Here is a 15124-nt window from a genome sequence, read left to right as displayed (position 1 = left end):
ATTGCATCAGGCGAGGCTTTTTGCATTGTGCTATTTGCAGTGGAAGCACTGTGGAAGCAAACGGGGCAAGAAAAACCCTGTGGCAGAGCCGCAACAGAGATTACCCGCACAAATGCTAATTGTCTGTGCATGGAGCCAATTCGGTCTTGAAATAGTCTAAGGGCAAGATGGCGGCATTCGTGATCTCTCCCACATTGTTCTCGTCAAAATCGTTAACATACTCCCAAACAACTTGACCGTTCCGGTCGATCTCAAGAACGCGTCCAGCGTCGAACTCGGTGATCAGAACACCATCGCTTTCGACAATTTGATGTTGGCCTCTAATAACCGAAAGTAGCTTCTGATCGGGCTGTTCGCCAAAAACAACTTCTGTGGTTCGTGTAACGGGATCAACGACGATGATGTTGGTTTTGAATGGGGTGTCAAGGCGAGTACGTTCGCGGGAGTAAGCGGTACGGAAGACGTTATTGTTGAAGATTGACAAACGACCATCCGGGCGGAATTCGGCGTCATGTTGGCGCAGCCATGGGCCAGTCTGATGCCATTTGATAATTCGGTTCTCAGGGTCCAGAACGACAACCAAATTAAGTTGGCGCATTGAAATCACGATGTCCCCGGCTTCGAACAATGGAAAGGCATCCGCCATCGCCGCAGGCAATTCGTTTGCCTGATTGGCGTGTACAATTTCTGAGCGAAGGACGTCCTTAGTTGTGAAGTTTTCGCCATTGGCAGTGAGTAGCGGTAGCATACCGTTGTCGACGAGGAGCTGTGGAATGGAGAACTCTTCGATAATTTCTCCATCCTCGCTGACGCGCATCAGCGTGTCTTCTAAAATGTCTTGATTTTTTGCTGCTGTTGAAAACGGGGGAAAACGGTCAGGAAACTCGCTTGCCTTCCATATATGTCGCCCTAAAATCCAATAGCCACCGTTTTCTGCCTTCACAAGCGAGTGATGGGTAGGTTTACTTATGCTCCAAACCAACCCACTGCAACGATCTACCTTGACTGTCCCGCAGTACTCGTAGTTCGCGAGGACTTCACCTTCTGGCGTAATATGCGCGCCATGAATATCTAAACGAAGCGGCGTTTCAACGTCACACACGCGGGTTTCCGCTACAGGGAAGTGATCGAAGTAATTTAACGACCATTTCCACTTCAGGCTACCATCCCTATGAATTACACGGACTTGGTTCTCGTCGTCGAAAAAGCCGACCAACATAATAAGCGCTTCAGAATCCGCCGCTTTGTTGGTCACAACACCTGACCCTTGCCCTCGTGAAGGTTGCAAATGGTGCCTGCGTGGATCCCCAACGAAGTCGGCAATAGCAGAATCGCTGTGCAAAGTGTGGTACACCGTTCTCAACTGAGGAATTGGAAAATAGTCACCTCTATGTGCGTAAGCTCCAAAAAGAAAAGCGCCACCAAATACTAAAACCGAGAGGCTTAGAAAGAATAAGTATTTACTGAACATGATTCACAAACTGTAGGTTCCTCATAAGTCAGCTGTAAACCTAAATTCAATCTATAAAGGGAAAAAGTCACAAAATTTGGCCATTGGTCCGAACCGCGTCATCAGCTTCTCGGTGCCATCGTCAATTTCCTTTTAGGGAAATTCGGTACTGCCATGATCGGCACTCATGAACCACTTAAGAGCCGCCGCACGCGGGTTTCACGTTACCCGTTTGCCAGGGTAGCAGTAGTGAAGAGAGCGCACCGAAATGTTGACAGTAAGCGTCTAAGTCAATGCAATTTTCTAGCGGCTGGTTGTTCGATCTGATTGGTAATAGACCAAAAGAATAACGACCGGATTGTCCGCGTTCCTGCCAGTCGACCTTGCTTTGTGGCTGCTAGTGCGGCGAAGGTCTTGTGTGGATGGCTCCTGCATAGCAAGACATTTTTGAGCTGATTTCGTGCATTTGTCAGAAGCAGTCGTGTGTCCGGCCTGTTTGCGCGGCTTTGACCGCTGGCCCTGATGGGTTCCGCAAACCAAATCCCTTACGGCTTAGCGGGCTATGATGCCTGGGACCTTCGACGGGTTGTCCTGGTTTTGGCGGCTGACTTTTGCACCATCATTTCGCTGGTCTTGCTAACTCATAACCTGAAGGTCAGAGGTTCAAATCCTCTCACCGCAACCAAAATCCAAAAAAAGCCCGCGCGATCTACAAACAGTCCACTGGACTGCTTGCTTAACGATCAAACCTCGGCAGGCTCATAACCTGAAGGGTGAGGAAGAACAGAAATCGATCCAGTGGATCGATTACCTGACGAACGCGCAAAGCGCTGGACCGTAGGTTCAAATCCTAATCCCGCAACCAGCGTCGGAATAACTCAATCCTCCCCGTTCAAACTAAAATTGATCCAAAAAGATCAATCGCTTAACACCCTCAACCCGTCAGAACCATAACACAAAGAGGTGAGGCAAATCATAATCCCGTAGCTGAGAAAAACCACGCCGGAGCGGGGTAAATCAGCGAAAAAACACGCCAGAGCTTAATGCATGCAGCAGAAAGCGCCGTGCTTAACGTCTTTCATCATCGTGTCGAAATCCTTCCCGCGCATTTCAATCAAAGTTTGGTGGTCTCCAGCTTCGAACCAAACCCTGTCGAGGCCAGTGAGACTGTTGTCCACAACAGTCGGCAGATCATAGGCATCGCCCACAGGTGGTATCGCGCCAAGGGCGCAATCATCAAACAATTCGCGCATTTCGGATTCAGGAGCTAAACCAAGGCGCCGATCCATCATCGATTGCAGAGCTGTGAGGTCGACCTGATGGTTGCTGGGCAGCACTGCAAGTATGGGCCCCTCTTCCATGTGTATTAAGACGGATTTGGCAAGGTGGTCGCCGGGAACATGTGCCGCTTCGGCACATTCGCTTGCAGTAGCGGCATAGGGATGCGGGACAGTATCAAACGGAAGCCCCTGGGAGTCCAAATGGTGTTTCAGACGAGATGCAATAGTCATGGTGCCCTCCATTTCATAGAAGGCGTCCCGGACGCGAAGCGTGTCACGGTGCGCACCCAGGGCGCAATTTTGTGTATGAGCTCATATTGTGCGCCCAATCAGTCGATCCGGCAAGGGGGGTGCAGTCGCAATGATCAACCCTGATGTAGGCTGTTCAAGTATTAAAGAAGGTTGGGAGGGCTCTGCTTACCTTGTTTGTTGCGGTGATAAGGTTGCCATGCATATCTAGCACATGGCTCTTGGCGTCCTGATCGTATGAGACGACAACGCGTGTCAAAAAATTCTTGCAGCCTGCCCCTCGCTCTGCCCGACACGCCTTAATCGGGACGAGGCGCGGCGAGATTGTCGATATACTTATAAACTTAGGGCCCGAAGCCTGATACTGAACCAGTCATGCCTGTTTAAATTTGACTAGTTTGAGCATTTATTTGGCTTCAAGCACCTTTCGCGCCACACGGAAGCATTCCAGCGCCTGGGGTACACCGCAATAGATGCCGATCACGTGGATGATGGCCCTGATTTCCTCTTTCGAGACGCCATTGTTAATCGCGCCTTTGCAGTGGATTTCCCATTCGTGCATCTTCCCCAGCGCGCCGATCATCGACAGGTTCATCATCGATCGGGTCTTGGCGTCGATCACGCTGTCGCCCCAGCCAAAGCCCCAGCACCAGGCTGTCATGGCCTCCTGAAACGGGCGCGTAAAGTCATCCGCGGACGCCAGGTTCTTTTCTACATATTCGGCCCCGAGCGTGCCTTTGCGTTGCTCCAACCCTTTGAGGAACAGGTCTTCGTCGAAAATGTCTGCCATTTGGGGCCTCCGGTTCTTTAGCGCGTCAGACGATGTTTGTAGAGGTGATCATAGTGCGGTTTCATCCGGCGATGCACCTGTTTGACCCGATCAGGCGCCTCTTCGATTGACACATATTTGCGAGGTTGCGGCGCCAACCCGGTCGAGTTCGCGAGATTGGCGTGAAACGACCCGCCATCCCACCAGCTATGTGCCGAAGGATCGCCACCGGCTTCCCAGGTCAAGGCGTCTTCGACAAAAGGAATGCCCACTGCGTCACAGAGTTTCTCTGTCATTGCACGGGGGTCTTCCAGCAGATCATCGCTGTCAATCACAGGCGGAGGGGTGCCGTTCAGGGCGGTTAGCAAGTCGAATAAGGCGCGCTGTTCGGGGAAGCCAACCTCTCCTTCTGCGAAGTCTGGCCAACGCTTGAACATCGAGGTGATCGTTTTGGCCGGGTCGCGGATCAGGAAGGCATGATTGAAGTGGGACAGGAATTCGGCATCCCACATATGGTTGATGTAGTGCGGAAAGTCCTTGATGAAGACCGGCGCATTTTCGGCGCGGGCCTTGATGTTCTGCCACACTTTCCCAAGCGTCAGACCGGGCGTTGTGACATCCCCCGGTTTGAACCGGTGCCAAAGTGGGTCTTCTCCCTGATACCACGCCTCGCCGAAGGGTTCGTGCAGGCAATCCAGATCGCCGCGCTGGCGCATCATCCATTCAAAGGCCGTTGAAGTGGATCGGGGCACCGCCCAAAGCGCGAGTATTTTGTGCATGGGTTTCAGCCCTCTTTGATCTACAGGCTTTTCAGAAGCCGACCCAATGGTGTCGCGGGCCGCAAGTCAAGGGATCTGAAGATGCGCCAATAGAGCGCGATGTCGTGGCCGACTACAGGTTTACCCAAGGCGGCCTCCAGATCGTCTACCAAATGCAGGGGGCGTTGTGGCAGACCGTTCGGACCCGTGCGGAAGTTGCACATGCCGTTGATAAGGATCGCATCGGCATTCGGGGCTTGCTCGGCAACGTATTCGAAGCTTTTGAGCGCCAGATCGCCTTCAAAGACCCAGCGATAGCTGTTCACATCTTCTTGGCTGGTAAACCATCCCTGATCGTGGAAATTGCCGGCATACAAAACATCGAACCCGGCTTCTTGAAGGAACCCGACTGTGCCTTGCCACCATTCCGGCCAATGATAGGCAGCGTTCAACGCCACCTTTTCCACATTCATCTCGCGCAGCGCTTCGATCATGGCGTATCCTGCCATATGAAACTGCGTGCCGTATTTGTCGGACAGATCCGCGCAATGCTGTCGTACGCCTTCAACGCCCAGCCCGCAGGCATGCACCCAGTTCGACCCGACCTGACCGCACACATCGACGCCGTTTCGGGACATGCAGTGGGCAAAATCCTCAAGCATCCCGAAATTCTGTTTTCGCTGATCCAGCCCATGCACATAGTCGGGGACATGCAGCATCCAGCCATGTACCCCTACGGTGCCCGGGCTGATGCGCAGGAAATCGGATGGAGCCGCATCGAAGTCGAACGGTGGAGAGGTAAAGCCCACCTGATGCGGAAATAGCTTGTGCTCCGGTCGCCAGTCTTCGGGCATCAGCATGGGTGGATCACCTTGATCATCAGTCCACCGCCTCACGCATCCATTGTTGTAACCGGGCAATCGAGTGTTCCGACATCACACCGCATCTGGGGTCCAGCACCAGTGGACCTGGGCGATAGCCACGGGATTTCAGGCCCCGGTGAACGCTTTCGACCAGATGGATATCTTCTTCGACCGTGGTTTCACGATCCTGCACGGCCAATTGACGGATCACCGCACTTTCCGACCCGCCTTCGGTATACCAGCCGCGCCAGACGGTGCAGTGATCGGCATCGACCGCGCGCCAGTGGTAAGTATTCAGCACATTGCCCGGGTAGCATTGGAATGAAAACATCGGCCACAGGAACCACGACTGATAATCACCTGCATGAGGCACCGACATGTCGATGGGATAGGTCATCTTGTCGAGGCTCTGGCATTCCGTCGTGTGGCGCAGCACGTAGCCGCCGCTTGGATCGGGTTGAATGTCATAGGTCTCGGGTTTGACCACGCCTTCGGCAAAGGTCGGGTGGTTAGTCGGGCAATGATAACATTCCGAATAATTCTCTATACTGACCTTCCAGTTGCAGTTTTCCGGAATCTCAACCCATTCCAGCGGTTCCAGATCGTCGATATGAGGCACAAAGGCGCGGATTTCTTCGCGCACGCCGGGGTACCATTCGTCCATTGGCGCGGCGTCATCGTCGAGATTGACGAAGATGAAGCCGTTGAACACTTCGGTCCGGACAGAGGTCAGGCAGATGGTGCTACGGTCAAAGCCGGGGACGGATTTGATGTTGGGCCCTGCGCGCAGCTGGCCGGACAATTCATATGTCCACGCGTGGTAGGGGCAGACGACGACGCGGGTGTTTCCGGCGCCGGTGACCATCTCGTGCGCTCGATGCTGACAAACGTTGTAAAAGGTGCGGATTTCTCCATCGCGACCCCGAATGCAGAACAGGTTCTGCCCGGCAATCGTGAAGGCAAAGTAGTCCCCTGTTTCGCGGACTTGCGCCACGTGTCCGGCGAATTGCCATGTTCGGGCCAGAAGGCCCTGCATCTCTTGCGTGAAAATCGCAGGGTCGGTGTAGTATCGCGCATCAAGCGAACGTGTCAGCGGGGCGTTCATTCGGGCTCCTCTGCGTAAAGGCCAAGCTGGTGCCTGCGTTGGTGAAACCGTTCCACCCGTTCGACGATCTCATCGCTGGAAACCGCGATCACGAAGGACAGCAGCGTTTCCAACAAAGCGATTGTCGATACGGAGGACGGGAAGAATTGCGGCGTGTCAGCAGCGACGACAAAGCCATGCTGCGCGTTCAGGATTACTGGGCTGGCGGGGCTGTCGGACAGGCCGATGACAGTCAGGCCCTGCTGCCGCGCCAGTTTAATTGCGTCGATCACTTCGGTCCGGTAGGGGTGGCAGGTGATGGCGATCAGCACATCCTGTTCGTCGGCCCAGGCCAGATCGTCGACCGGGGTCGAGCCGGGGCGAGGGATGGCGTGAAATTGCTTCATGCCCGTAGAGGCCAGATAGGTAAAGTTGCGCGCGTTCGCGTTATTGACGCCAACGCCCAGCGTGAAGATCTGGCGGCAATTCCAGATATCCTCGGCGGCGGCTTTCAGTCGGTCGGCGTCGATTCCGGCAAAGGTGTCTTCGATGTTGCGGATCGCGGCGCCGATCATATCGGCATAAAGGCCGCCCAGCTCACCCGACTTGCCAATGGTCTGCAACCAGCGCGCGCGATCGGGAAACGACACGGTGCCTTGGCGAATCGCGTCGCGAAATGGGGCGCGAAAATCCTCGTAGCCTTCGAAGCCCACCTGCCGAGCCATCCGCACGAAGGTGTTGGGTTTCACATTGGCAGCCTCGGCAATCTCGCGCACGGTCGAAACCCCAACATCCGTGGGGTTTTCCAGCACGTAACGCGCGGCTTTCTGTGCCTCGGGCGTCAGGGCGTCCCACTCTTCGGTGAGGCGGTCGAGAACGATTGATGATACATTTGTGTCATTCATGATTGACGATGGTACATTTGTGGAATTAGCCTGTCGAGCAGAAACGCGACTCGGGAAGAGGAAAAATCATGTCCGAGAAGAATCTGCCGTCACATGCCCGCGTGGTGATCGTGGGCGGAGGTGTCATGGGGGTCGGTCTGGCCTATCATCTGGCGCATGAAGGGTGGGGCGAGGATACTGTCCTGCTGGAAAAGGCTGAACTGACCAGCGGCAGCACCTGGCATGCGGCAGGGCAGATCACACATTCAACATCGAGCTTTGGGCTGGGCAAATGTGTGGACTACAACATCGGTTTGTATTCAGGTGCGCTTGAGGCAGAGACCGGCCAGCCGGTGACATGGCATGGCTGCGGATCGTTCCGACTGGCCTATACTGAGGATGAGATGGATTGGTTGCGCCACACCCTGTCCGTTGGTCGCTCGCTTGGGTTCAATATCGAATTAGTCGGCCCCGAAAAGGTGGCGGAGCTGCACCCGTTCTACAATCTCGACGGCGTGTTGGGCGCGCTGCATACGCCCGACGATGGCCATGTGGACCCGACCAATGTCACCATGGCGATGGCAACTGGCGCGCGTCAAAAGGGTGTGCGCATCTTCCGCAACCGCCGCGCCACCAACATTACGCAGGCTGGGAATGGGGAGTGGGTGATAGAGACCAAACAGGGCACCATAACTTGTGAGCATGTGGTGAACGCTGGCGGCACCTATGCCCGTCAGATGGGCGAATGGTCGGGGCTACAACTGCCCATGACTTCGATGACCCACCATTACTTCGTGACCGAACCGGTGCCGGAGTTCCAGAACCTGGACACCGAACTGCCGGTGATCCGCGATGACCGCAAAGTCTCGGGCTATATCCGGATGGAGCAGCAGCGCGGACTAATCGGGATTTACGAAAAAGAGAACCCGAACTCGGTCTGGCATGATCATTGCCCCTGGGAATACGAAAACTGGTTGTTCGATGCGGACTACGACCGGGTGATGCCGTGGCTTGAAGAAAGCCTGAACCGGATGCCGATCTTTGCTGAACTGGGCATTCAGCGCGACGTACATGGCGCGATTTCGCATCCCCCCGATGGCAACCCGTTGATCGGCCCTGCGCCGGGTGTTCGGAACTATTGGTGTTGTTGCGGAACGCAGATCGGCATCGGCTGGGGGCCAGGTCTGACCCGCGAGCTGGCGCGCTGGATGGTGCATGGGGCGGCGGATATTTCGATGCGCGAATTCGACCCGCGCCGGTTTGGGGCGTATGCCAACAAGGACTGGCAGGTGATCAAGGCTGAGGAAGACTACTGCCTGCGCCATGAAATCCCTTTCCCGCATTTCAATCGCCTGGAAGGCCGCCCGATCAAGCCGTCGCCGCTGTATGAACTGCTGAACTCCAAAGGCGCGGTGCATGAGGAGGTGTATGGTTTTGAGCGCCCCCGCTGGTTCGCACGGGACGGGGTCGAACAGCGCGATCACTATTCCTTCCGCCGCACGCCGGCAGACGACATGGTCGCAGCTGAGGTCAAAGCGGTCCGCGAACGCGTCGGTATCATGGATGTCACCGCTTTCACCAAGGTCGAGGTCTCTGGCCCGGACGCCTATGCCTTGCTGGACCGGTTGACCGCCAACCGGATGCCGCAAAAGGTCGGTTCCATCACACTGACGCATATGCTGAACCGACGCGGGCGGATCGAATTGGAGACGACGATTGTCCGCATGGCAGAGGACCGCTTCTATCTGGTCTGTGCAGCTTTCTTTGAACAACGCCTACTGGATCATCTGGCACACCAGTGTGCTGATGAGGATGTGCAGATCACCGCTCTGTCTGCCGACTGGTCGGCCTTGTCACTGAACGGTCCCCGGTCACGCGACGTACTGTCCCGCTGCACTGATGCGGATTTGAGCAATGCCGGTTTCCGCTGGCTGTCGGCACAGGAGATCACCGTCGCGGGGCACAAGGTCTGGGCCTTCCGCATGTCCTATGCCGGGGAACTCGGCTGGGAGCTGCACATGCCCAACACCGCCTGCCTCGACGTCTATACCGCGCTCTGGACCGCTGGCGAACCTCATGGCATCGCCGACTATGGCAGCTTTGCCATGAACGTGATGCGGATGGAAAAGGGCTTCAAAGGTGCGGGTGAGTTGACCAACGAGGTCACTCTGGCCGAGGCTGATGTGCTGCGCTTTGCGCGCACAGACAAGGAGTATCTGGGCAAAGACAAGACCCTGAATTCTGATCTGCCCTGGATCTGCGCCTATCTTGAGATTGAACCCGACGGAGAGATCGACGGCCATGGCGGCGAAGCGGTCACGCTGGATGGCCGCGTCGTGGGCTCGACGGCTTCGGTGGCTTATGGCCATACGGTCAGTAAGATTCTGGCCTTTGCCTATATCAAGCCCGAGGCCGCAACCCCCGGCACCGCGTTGCAGGTCGTGATCCACGGCAAACCCCGCGCGGCCCGCGTGTTGGGTGAACCTGCCTATGACCCCGACAGCCTGCTGCCCCGTACCGACGCCATGCTGGAGACTGCACAATGAGCCTGCCCGATACAATGAAAGCTATGGTCACGATGGGCCATGGTGGCCTTGAACAAATGGTGTTGCATGAGGACTGGCCGCGCCCGGAACCCGCCGCGGGCGAGGTGCTGATCAAAGTTGCGGCCTGTGGTTTGAACAATACCGACGTGAACACACGCTCGGGTTGGTATTCCAAAACGGTGACGGATGCGACAACGGGTGGCGCGTTTGAAGAAGTGGGCAAAGATGACCCGACATGGGGCGGCGCGCCAATCACGTTCCCGCGCATTCAGGGCGCCGATATCTGCGGTCAGATCGTGGCCGTCGGCGATGGTGTCGACAGCGCCCGAATTGGTGAGCGCGTGATCACCGATGGCTGGCTGCGTGATCCGCACGATCCAGGCGACAAGGACAAAACCGGATACTATGGGTCCGAGCGGGACGGCGGATTTGCCGAATACGCCACGACGCTTGCGGTGAATGCGGTGCCGATCAAATCAGACCTCACGGATGCGGAGCTGGCGACGTTTTCCTGCTCGTATTCGACCGCCGAAGGCATGCTGACCCGCGCCAACGTGACCGACAAGGACACCGTGTTGGTGCCGGGCGCCTCGGGTGGCGTTGGTGGGGCACTGGTGCAATTGGCCAAACGGCGCGGCGCGCGTGTGATCGCAATGGCGTCCGAGACCAAGCACGCAGACGTCGCCAAATTAGGCCCCGACAGGATTTTGCCCCGTGCGCCGGAAAACCTTCGCGCGGCTTTGGGGTCAGAAAAGATTACCGTAGTTGCCGATGTGGTCGGTGGCCCCTATTGGCCGAACCTGATCGACAGTCTGGAACGCGGCGGGCGCTATACTTGTTCGGGTGCGATCGCGGGGCCGATGGTCGAGTTTGATCTGCGTACTTTCTACCTGCGCGACTTGACCTTCACAGGTTCGACCGTGATCGACCCGCAAGTCATGCAAAACCTCGTGAAATACATCGAGGCCGGAGAGATCAAGCCTGCGTTGGCGGCTACTTATCCATTGGAAGAATTGCGTGAGGCACAGGCGGCCTTTATCGCCAAACAACACACAGGCAACATCGTGGTGATCCCGTGACAATGGACGACGTTCTAGAGGCCGCCCGGCAGCTGCATCAATCCCACCCTGATCTTTCAGGTTTTGGTGCCTGGCCTGACGATCTTGTAGCGACAGGTTTGGAACCAAACCAAATCCTGGCAGTGGAGTTGGTTCAGCAAACTGAATTCCCGACCGGCGACGCCACGCAATCCCTGTCCGATGCGATCAGGGCAACCGCACATCTGGCGCAATGGAAGCACACCTATACCGAAGAAGAGGTCGGGGCCGATTTCCTAAACCGCTTCGGCTATTATGAATTGTTCGGGCCAACTGGGCATTTCCACTCGACCCAATTGCGCGGCTACGTCGCCTATTGGGGGGCAGGTTTGAATTATGATTGGCACAGCCATCAGGCTGAGGAACTCTATTTGGTTGTCGGTGGCGGAGCAAGGTTTCGCATCGAAGGGAACGAAACCTATATCGGTCCCAACCAGACACGCCATCACCTCAGTTGGCAAAGCCATGCGATGACCACAATAGATGAGCCGATCCTGACCTTCGTTCTTTGGCGCGGCGAGGGAATGGGCGATTTGCCACGAATGGATGCCGCATGAAAATCACCCGTGTGCGCGTGTTCCAGACCGGTCTGCCTTATGTGGGCGGGGCCTACGTTTGGGGGGCGGGCAACGCGATTGAAACCGCAACTGCGTCAGTCGTCGTCATCGACACAGATGCGGGTCTGCAGGGGTGCGGAGAATTCACACCTTGTGGTGAGAACTATATGGTTGCGCATTCCGAAGGCGTCGCCGCGCTGGCCCGGTTGGTTGCTCCGTCGCTGTTGGGCGAGGACCCGCGACAGGTGGGGCGCATCGAACAGCATATGGATCATTTGATTCAGGGACATGGGTACGCAAAGGCTCCGTTTGATGCCGCGTGCTGGGACATTCTGGGGCAGGCTTGTGATCAACCGGTTTGGATGCTGCTGGGCGGTAAGCTGACCGACGGCGCGCCGATGTATCGCGTCGCGCCTCAGAAAGCGGTTGATGAGACGGTCGCCGAAATGAACCGGTACCGCGAGCAGGGGTACCGGCAGTTTCAGATTAAGGTCGGCAGCGACTGGGTCACGGATATTGACCGTATCCGGACGACACTGCCTTTGCTTCAACCTGGTGAAAAGGCGATGGCCGATGCCAATCAGGGCTGGCGCGTTGACAACGCGATCCGGGTGGCGCGCGCAACGCGCGATCTGGATTACATTCTGGAACAGCCCTGCCGCACCTATGAAGAATGCCAGCAGGTACGCCGCGTGGCCGAGCAACCGATGAAGCTGGATGAATGCCTGACTGGTATGCACATGGCGCAGCGCATCGTCGCGAATCGCGGGGCCGAGATCTGCTGTCTCAAAATCTCGAACCTTGGTGGGCTAAGCAAGGCGCGGCGGGTGCGGGACTATCTGGTCGAAAACCGCATTCCGGTGGTCAGCGAAGACACATGGGGTGGGGAAATTGCGACATCGGCTGTCGCCCATTTTGCCGCCTCGACCCCGTCCGACTACCTGCAAAACACAACCGACCTGATGAACTACAACACGCGTTCTACCGGAATCGGCGGACCAATGTCGCGGAATGGCAAGCTCTACGCCTCGGATGTACCAGGAATGGGTGTAGTGCCCGATTTCGAAAGCCTCGGTGCGCCTGTTGAGGAGTTTAGATTATGAGACCGCAAGCTGTTGCAACCCAAATGATTGATGACGCACGTGTGCGGGTGACGCGCTTTGAATTTGCCCCCGACGCTGAAACTGGCTGGCACCGTCACGCGATGGATTACGTCATCATGGCTGTCACCGATTGCCAGATGCGGTTGGAGTTGCCCGATGGAACAGCCAACGAAGTGACAGTTCCCGCTGGAACCGCCTATCGCCGCGACGAAGGGGTGGAACATAACGTCATCAACGCTGGGGATACCCCCATGTCCTTTGTCGAGGTGGAGTTGAAATGAAGATCACCCGCCTTTCGGTCTATCACGTCGATTTGCCGTTAGAGCATCCCTATTGGCTGTCTGGTGGGCGGTTGAAATTCGACGTGCTGGATGCGACGCTGGTTAAGGTGGAAACTGATGCCGGGCTGATCGGCTGGGGCGAGGGCACTCCTTGGGGTCACACCTATGTGCCTGCACATGGGCCGGGAATTCGCGCGGGCATTCAAACCATGGCGCCGTTCATTCTGGGCCTTGATCCGCGACGAGTGCTGGATGTGGAACGGGCAATGGATACCGCGCTGCCCGGACATCTCTATGCCAAAAGCCCGATCGACATGGCGTGCTGGGATATTGCCGGTCAGGCGGCGGGCCTGCCGATAGCGGACCTGATGGGCGGCGGGTCGCGTACGCCCCGTCCGATTGCGTCCTCGGTCGGGGCCAAGACTGTGGAAGAAACCCGCGAGGTCATGGAGCGGTATCGCAACCGCGGCTACGTTGCCCATTCGGTAAAGATCGGCGGTGACGTCGAACGTGACATTACTCGTGTGCGCGACGTGGAGAGCATTCGGCGACCGGGTGAGATCGTCCTTTATGACGTCAACCGAGGCTGGACCCGGCAACAGGCCCTGCAAGTAATGAGCGCCTGCGAGGATCTGAACGTCATTTTTGAACAGCCCGGTGAGACGCTGGATGATATTGCCGCGATCTCGGGCCGTCATGCCTCACCCGTGTCGATAGATGAAAGCCTGGTCACCTTGCAGGACGCTGCGCGGATTGCCCGTGACGGGCTGGCCGAGGTGTTCGGGATCAAACTGAATCGCGTCGGCGGTCTGACCAAAGCAGCTAGGATGCGAGATATCGCTCTGGCGCACGGGATCGACATGTTCGTGATGGCCACTGGCGGCTCGGTTCTGGCCGATACCGAGGCACTGCATCTTGCCTCTACCATCCCGGACGACAATTGCCACGCGGTCTGGGCTTGTCAGGATATGATCACGGTTGATATCGCCGCCGGGCGCGGGCCGCGTAACATCGAAGGTCACCTGCACCTTCCGGAAACACCGGGGCTTGGTGTTCATCCCGACAAAGAGGCGCTTGGCGATCCGGTTGGAGTTTATCAATGAGGATCACCAAGATAACGCTCTGGTCTGTCGATCTGACCAGTCACGAGACCTACCACATGGCCGAGGGTAAGACCTGTGCCACAGTTAAAACCCATGTTCTGTGTCTGGAAACGGATACCGGCCTGAAAGGTTGGGGCGAGGTCTGCCCGATCCCCCATTACCTGCCAGCCTTTGCTGATGGCGTGCCGGGGGCAGTGGCGGAAATGGGACCGCAGATTATAGGGGTTTCCCCGTTTGGCGTCGACGCTCCGATGCGTAAACTGGATGGGTTCTTGCAAGGGCATCTTTATGCCAAATCCATTGTCGACATTGCCCTGTGGGACCTGTTTGGTCAGGCCACGGGCCAACCGATCTATGCTTTGCTGGGCGGGCGGACGCGGAAGGACATGCCGCTCTATCATTCGATCACCTGTATCGCGCCAGACGACATGGCGCGGATCGCCAAAACCGCTTATCAAACCGGCATTCGCCAGTTTCAGGTCAAGCTGGGGATTGAGGGCGACTGGCAGGCCGATGCGGCACGTCTGATCAAAGTGCGTGAAGCCGTGGGACCGGGCCCTCTCGTCTATGGCGACTGGAACTGTGGCGCGTCGCGTTTGCAAGCCACACGCACGGGGCGGGCCGTTGCGCATCTGGACGTGATGCTGGAGCAGCCTTGTAAAACGCTGGAAGACTGCGCCGCTGTGCGACAGGCCACCGGCTTGCCGATGAAGATTGACGAAAACGCATTTGATCTGGCCTCGCTCATGCGGGCGCATGAACTGGGGTGCATGGATGCAGTGGCGTTGAAATTGTCCAAATTTGGCGGCTTGTCGGCCATGCGCCGCGCGCGGGATCTGACCGTTCATCTGGGGGCAGAAATTTGCGCCGAATGCACCTGGGGGTCGGATATTGTTACGGCCGCATCGTTGCACTTTGCGGCGTCGACGCCGCACGGATCATTGCTGAATACCTGTGACCTGTCGACCTATGTGGCCCCTCGACTTTGCCAGGATGCACCAAATCGTGAAAACGGCCGGATTGCTCCGCCCGAAGGTTCAGGATTAGGTGTTTCACCTGACCCGGAAGTTCTTGGTTCCCCGATATTGGAGATCGTTTGA

The 15124-nt window shown here is 56.8% G+C and carries 14 protein-coding genes; 7 read left to right on the top strand and 7 right to left on the bottom strand.

The features are described from left to right. Nucleotides 1-115: 115 nt before the first annotated feature. The 7 genes from ACR0JB_RS12735 to ACR0JB_RS12705 form a co-directional block, all read right to left on the bottom strand. A complete protein-coding gene (locus tag ACR0JB_RS12735) occupies nucleotides 116-1255 on the bottom strand; it encodes an arylsulfotransferase family protein (RefSeq protein ID WP_170397021.1) in 1140 nt (379 codons plus the stop codon). Between the two features lie 1235 nt (nucleotides 1256-2490). Next, a complete protein-coding gene (locus ACR0JB_RS12730; protein ID WP_170361221.1) occupies nucleotides 2491-2961 on the bottom strand; it encodes an aminoacyl-tRNA deacylase in 471 nt (156 codons plus the stop codon). A 424-nt stretch (nucleotides 2962-3385) separates the two neighbouring features. Further along, nucleotides 3386-3769, bottom strand: a complete 384-nt coding sequence (locus tag ACR0JB_RS12725; RefSeq protein WP_170350759.1) for a carboxymuconolactone decarboxylase family protein — start codon at nucleotides 3767-3769, stop codon at nucleotides 3386-3388. Between the two features lie 17 nt (nucleotides 3770-3786). Continuing rightward, a complete protein-coding gene (locus ACR0JB_RS12720; protein WP_480789963.1) occupies nucleotides 3787-4527 on the bottom strand; it encodes a sulfotransferase-like domain-containing protein in 741 nt (246 codons plus the stop codon). Nucleotides 4528-4547: 20 nt separating this feature from the next. Then, on the bottom strand, nucleotides 4548-5366 hold the full coding sequence (locus ACR0JB_RS12715) for an aspartate racemase/maleate isomerase family protein (protein ID WP_170350757.1): 819 nt from the start codon (nucleotides 5364-5366) through the stop codon (nucleotides 4548-4550). A 19-nt stretch (nucleotides 5367-5385) separates the two neighbouring features. Beyond that, a complete protein-coding gene (locus ACR0JB_RS12710; RefSeq protein WP_170350756.1) occupies nucleotides 5386-6474 on the bottom strand; it encodes an aromatic ring-hydroxylating oxygenase subunit alpha in 1089 nt (362 codons plus the stop codon). Beyond that, nucleotides 6471-7358, bottom strand: coding sequence for a MurR/RpiR family transcriptional regulator (locus ACR0JB_RS12705; protein ID WP_170350755.1), 888 nt, complete (start codon nucleotides 7356-7358; stop codon nucleotides 6471-6473). Before ACR0JB_RS12705 ends, ACR0JB_RS12710 begins: the two co-directional genes overlap by 4 nt. A gap of 68 nt (nucleotides 7359-7426) precedes the next feature. On the opposite strand from ACR0JB_RS12705, the gene ACR0JB_RS12700 reads away from it, so the two are divergent. The 7 genes from ACR0JB_RS12700 to ACR0JB_RS12670 are packed head-to-tail and all read left to right on the top strand — an operon-like array spanning nucleotide 7427 to nucleotide 15124. Then, nucleotides 7427-9883 (top strand): FAD-dependent oxidoreductase, encoded by a 2457-nt coding sequence (locus tag ACR0JB_RS12700; RefSeq protein ID WP_170397027.1) that lies wholly within the window; start codon nucleotides 7427-7429, stop codon nucleotides 9881-9883. Continuing rightward, entirely contained in the window at nucleotides 9880-10962 is a 1083-nt protein-coding gene (locus ACR0JB_RS12695) for an alcohol dehydrogenase family protein (RefSeq protein WP_254437414.1), read from the top strand. The genes ACR0JB_RS12700 and ACR0JB_RS12695 overlap by 4 nt, the downstream gene beginning before the upstream one ends. A 2-nt stretch (nucleotides 10963-10964) precedes the next feature. After that, nucleotides 10965-11537, top strand: coding sequence for a dimethylsulfonioproprionate lyase family protein (locus ACR0JB_RS12690; protein ID WP_174821468.1), 573 nt, complete (start codon nucleotides 10965-10967; stop codon nucleotides 11535-11537). Beyond that, nucleotides 11534-12640 carry a mandelate racemase/muconate lactonizing enzyme family protein gene (locus ACR0JB_RS12685; protein WP_170397031.1) on the top strand — a complete coding sequence of 369 codons (1107 nt, stop codon included), beginning with the start codon at nucleotides 11534-11536 and terminating at the stop codon, nucleotides 12638-12640. Before ACR0JB_RS12690 ends, ACR0JB_RS12685 begins: the two co-directional genes overlap by 4 nt. Beyond that, nucleotides 12637-12921 carry a cupin domain-containing protein gene (locus tag ACR0JB_RS12680; RefSeq protein WP_254437238.1) on the top strand — a complete coding sequence of 95 codons (285 nt, stop codon included), beginning with the start codon at nucleotides 12637-12639 and terminating at the stop codon, nucleotides 12919-12921. Before ACR0JB_RS12685 ends, ACR0JB_RS12680 begins: the two co-directional genes overlap by 4 nt. Beyond that, nucleotides 12918-14024 carry a mandelate racemase/muconate lactonizing enzyme family protein gene (locus ACR0JB_RS12675; protein WP_170397033.1) on the top strand — a complete coding sequence of 369 codons (1107 nt, stop codon included), beginning with the start codon at nucleotides 12918-12920 and terminating at the stop codon, nucleotides 14022-14024. Before ACR0JB_RS12680 ends, ACR0JB_RS12675 begins: the two co-directional genes overlap by 4 nt. After that, nucleotides 14021-15124 carry a mandelate racemase/muconate lactonizing enzyme family protein gene (locus ACR0JB_RS12670; RefSeq protein ID WP_170506960.1) on the top strand — a complete coding sequence of 368 codons (1104 nt, stop codon included), beginning with the start codon at nucleotides 14021-14023 and terminating at the stop codon, nucleotides 15122-15124. The genes ACR0JB_RS12675 and ACR0JB_RS12670 overlap by 4 nt, the downstream gene beginning before the upstream one ends.

This window comes from Ruegeria sp. BI7, assembly GCF_056537925.1.
Note: the sequence above shows the minus strand (reverse complement) of the source record. Positions and strands in the feature narration are given on the sequence as shown.

Bases quoted from the DNA above. Each gene is read 5' to 3' on its own strand.
- ACR0JB_RS12700 (WP_170397027.1), top strand. From the start codon at position 7,427: ATGTCCGAGAAGAATCTGCCGTCACATGCCCGCGTGGTGATCGTGGGC.
- ACR0JB_RS12725 (WP_170350759.1), bottom strand. From the start codon at position 3,769: ATGGCAGACATTTTCGACGAAGACCTGTTCCTCAAAGGGTTGGAGCAA.
- ACR0JB_RS12720 (WP_480789963.1), bottom strand. From the start codon at position 4,527: ATGCACAAAATACTCGCGCTTTGGGCGGTGCCCCGATCCACTTCAACG.
- ACR0JB_RS12710 (WP_170350756.1), bottom strand. From the start codon at position 6,474: ATGAACGCCCCGCTGACACGTTCGCTTGATGCGCGATACTACACCGAC.
- ACR0JB_RS12685 (WP_170397031.1), top strand. From the start codon at position 11,534: ATGAAAATCACCCGTGTGCGCGTGTTCCAGACCGGTCTGCCTTATGTG.
- ACR0JB_RS12675 (WP_170397033.1), top strand. From the start codon at position 12,918: ATGAAGATCACCCGCCTTTCGGTCTATCACGTCGATTTGCCGTTAGAG.
- ACR0JB_RS12670 (WP_170506960.1), top strand. From the start codon at position 14,021: ATGAGGATCACCAAGATAACGCTCTGGTCTGTCGATCTGACCAGTCAC.
- ACR0JB_RS12705 (WP_170350755.1), bottom strand. From the start codon at position 7,358: ATGAATGACACAAATGTATCATCAATCGTTCTCGACCGCCTCACCGAA.
- ACR0JB_RS12715 (WP_170350757.1), bottom strand. From the start codon at position 5,366: ATGCTGATGCCCGAAGACTGGCGACCGGAGCACAAGCTATTTCCGCAT.
- ACR0JB_RS12690 (WP_174821468.1), top strand. From the start codon at position 10,965: ATGGACGACGTTCTAGAGGCCGCCCGGCAGCTGCATCAATCCCACCCT.
- ACR0JB_RS12680 (WP_254437238.1), top strand. From the start codon at position 12,637: ATGAGACCGCAAGCTGTTGCAACCCAAATGATTGATGACGCACGTGTG.
- ACR0JB_RS12730 (WP_170361221.1), bottom strand. From the start codon at position 2,961: ATGACTATTGCATCTCGTCTGAAACACCATTTGGACTCCCAGGGGCTT.
- ACR0JB_RS12695 (WP_254437414.1), top strand. From the start codon at position 9,880: ATGAGCCTGCCCGATACAATGAAAGCTATGGTCACGATGGGCCATGGT.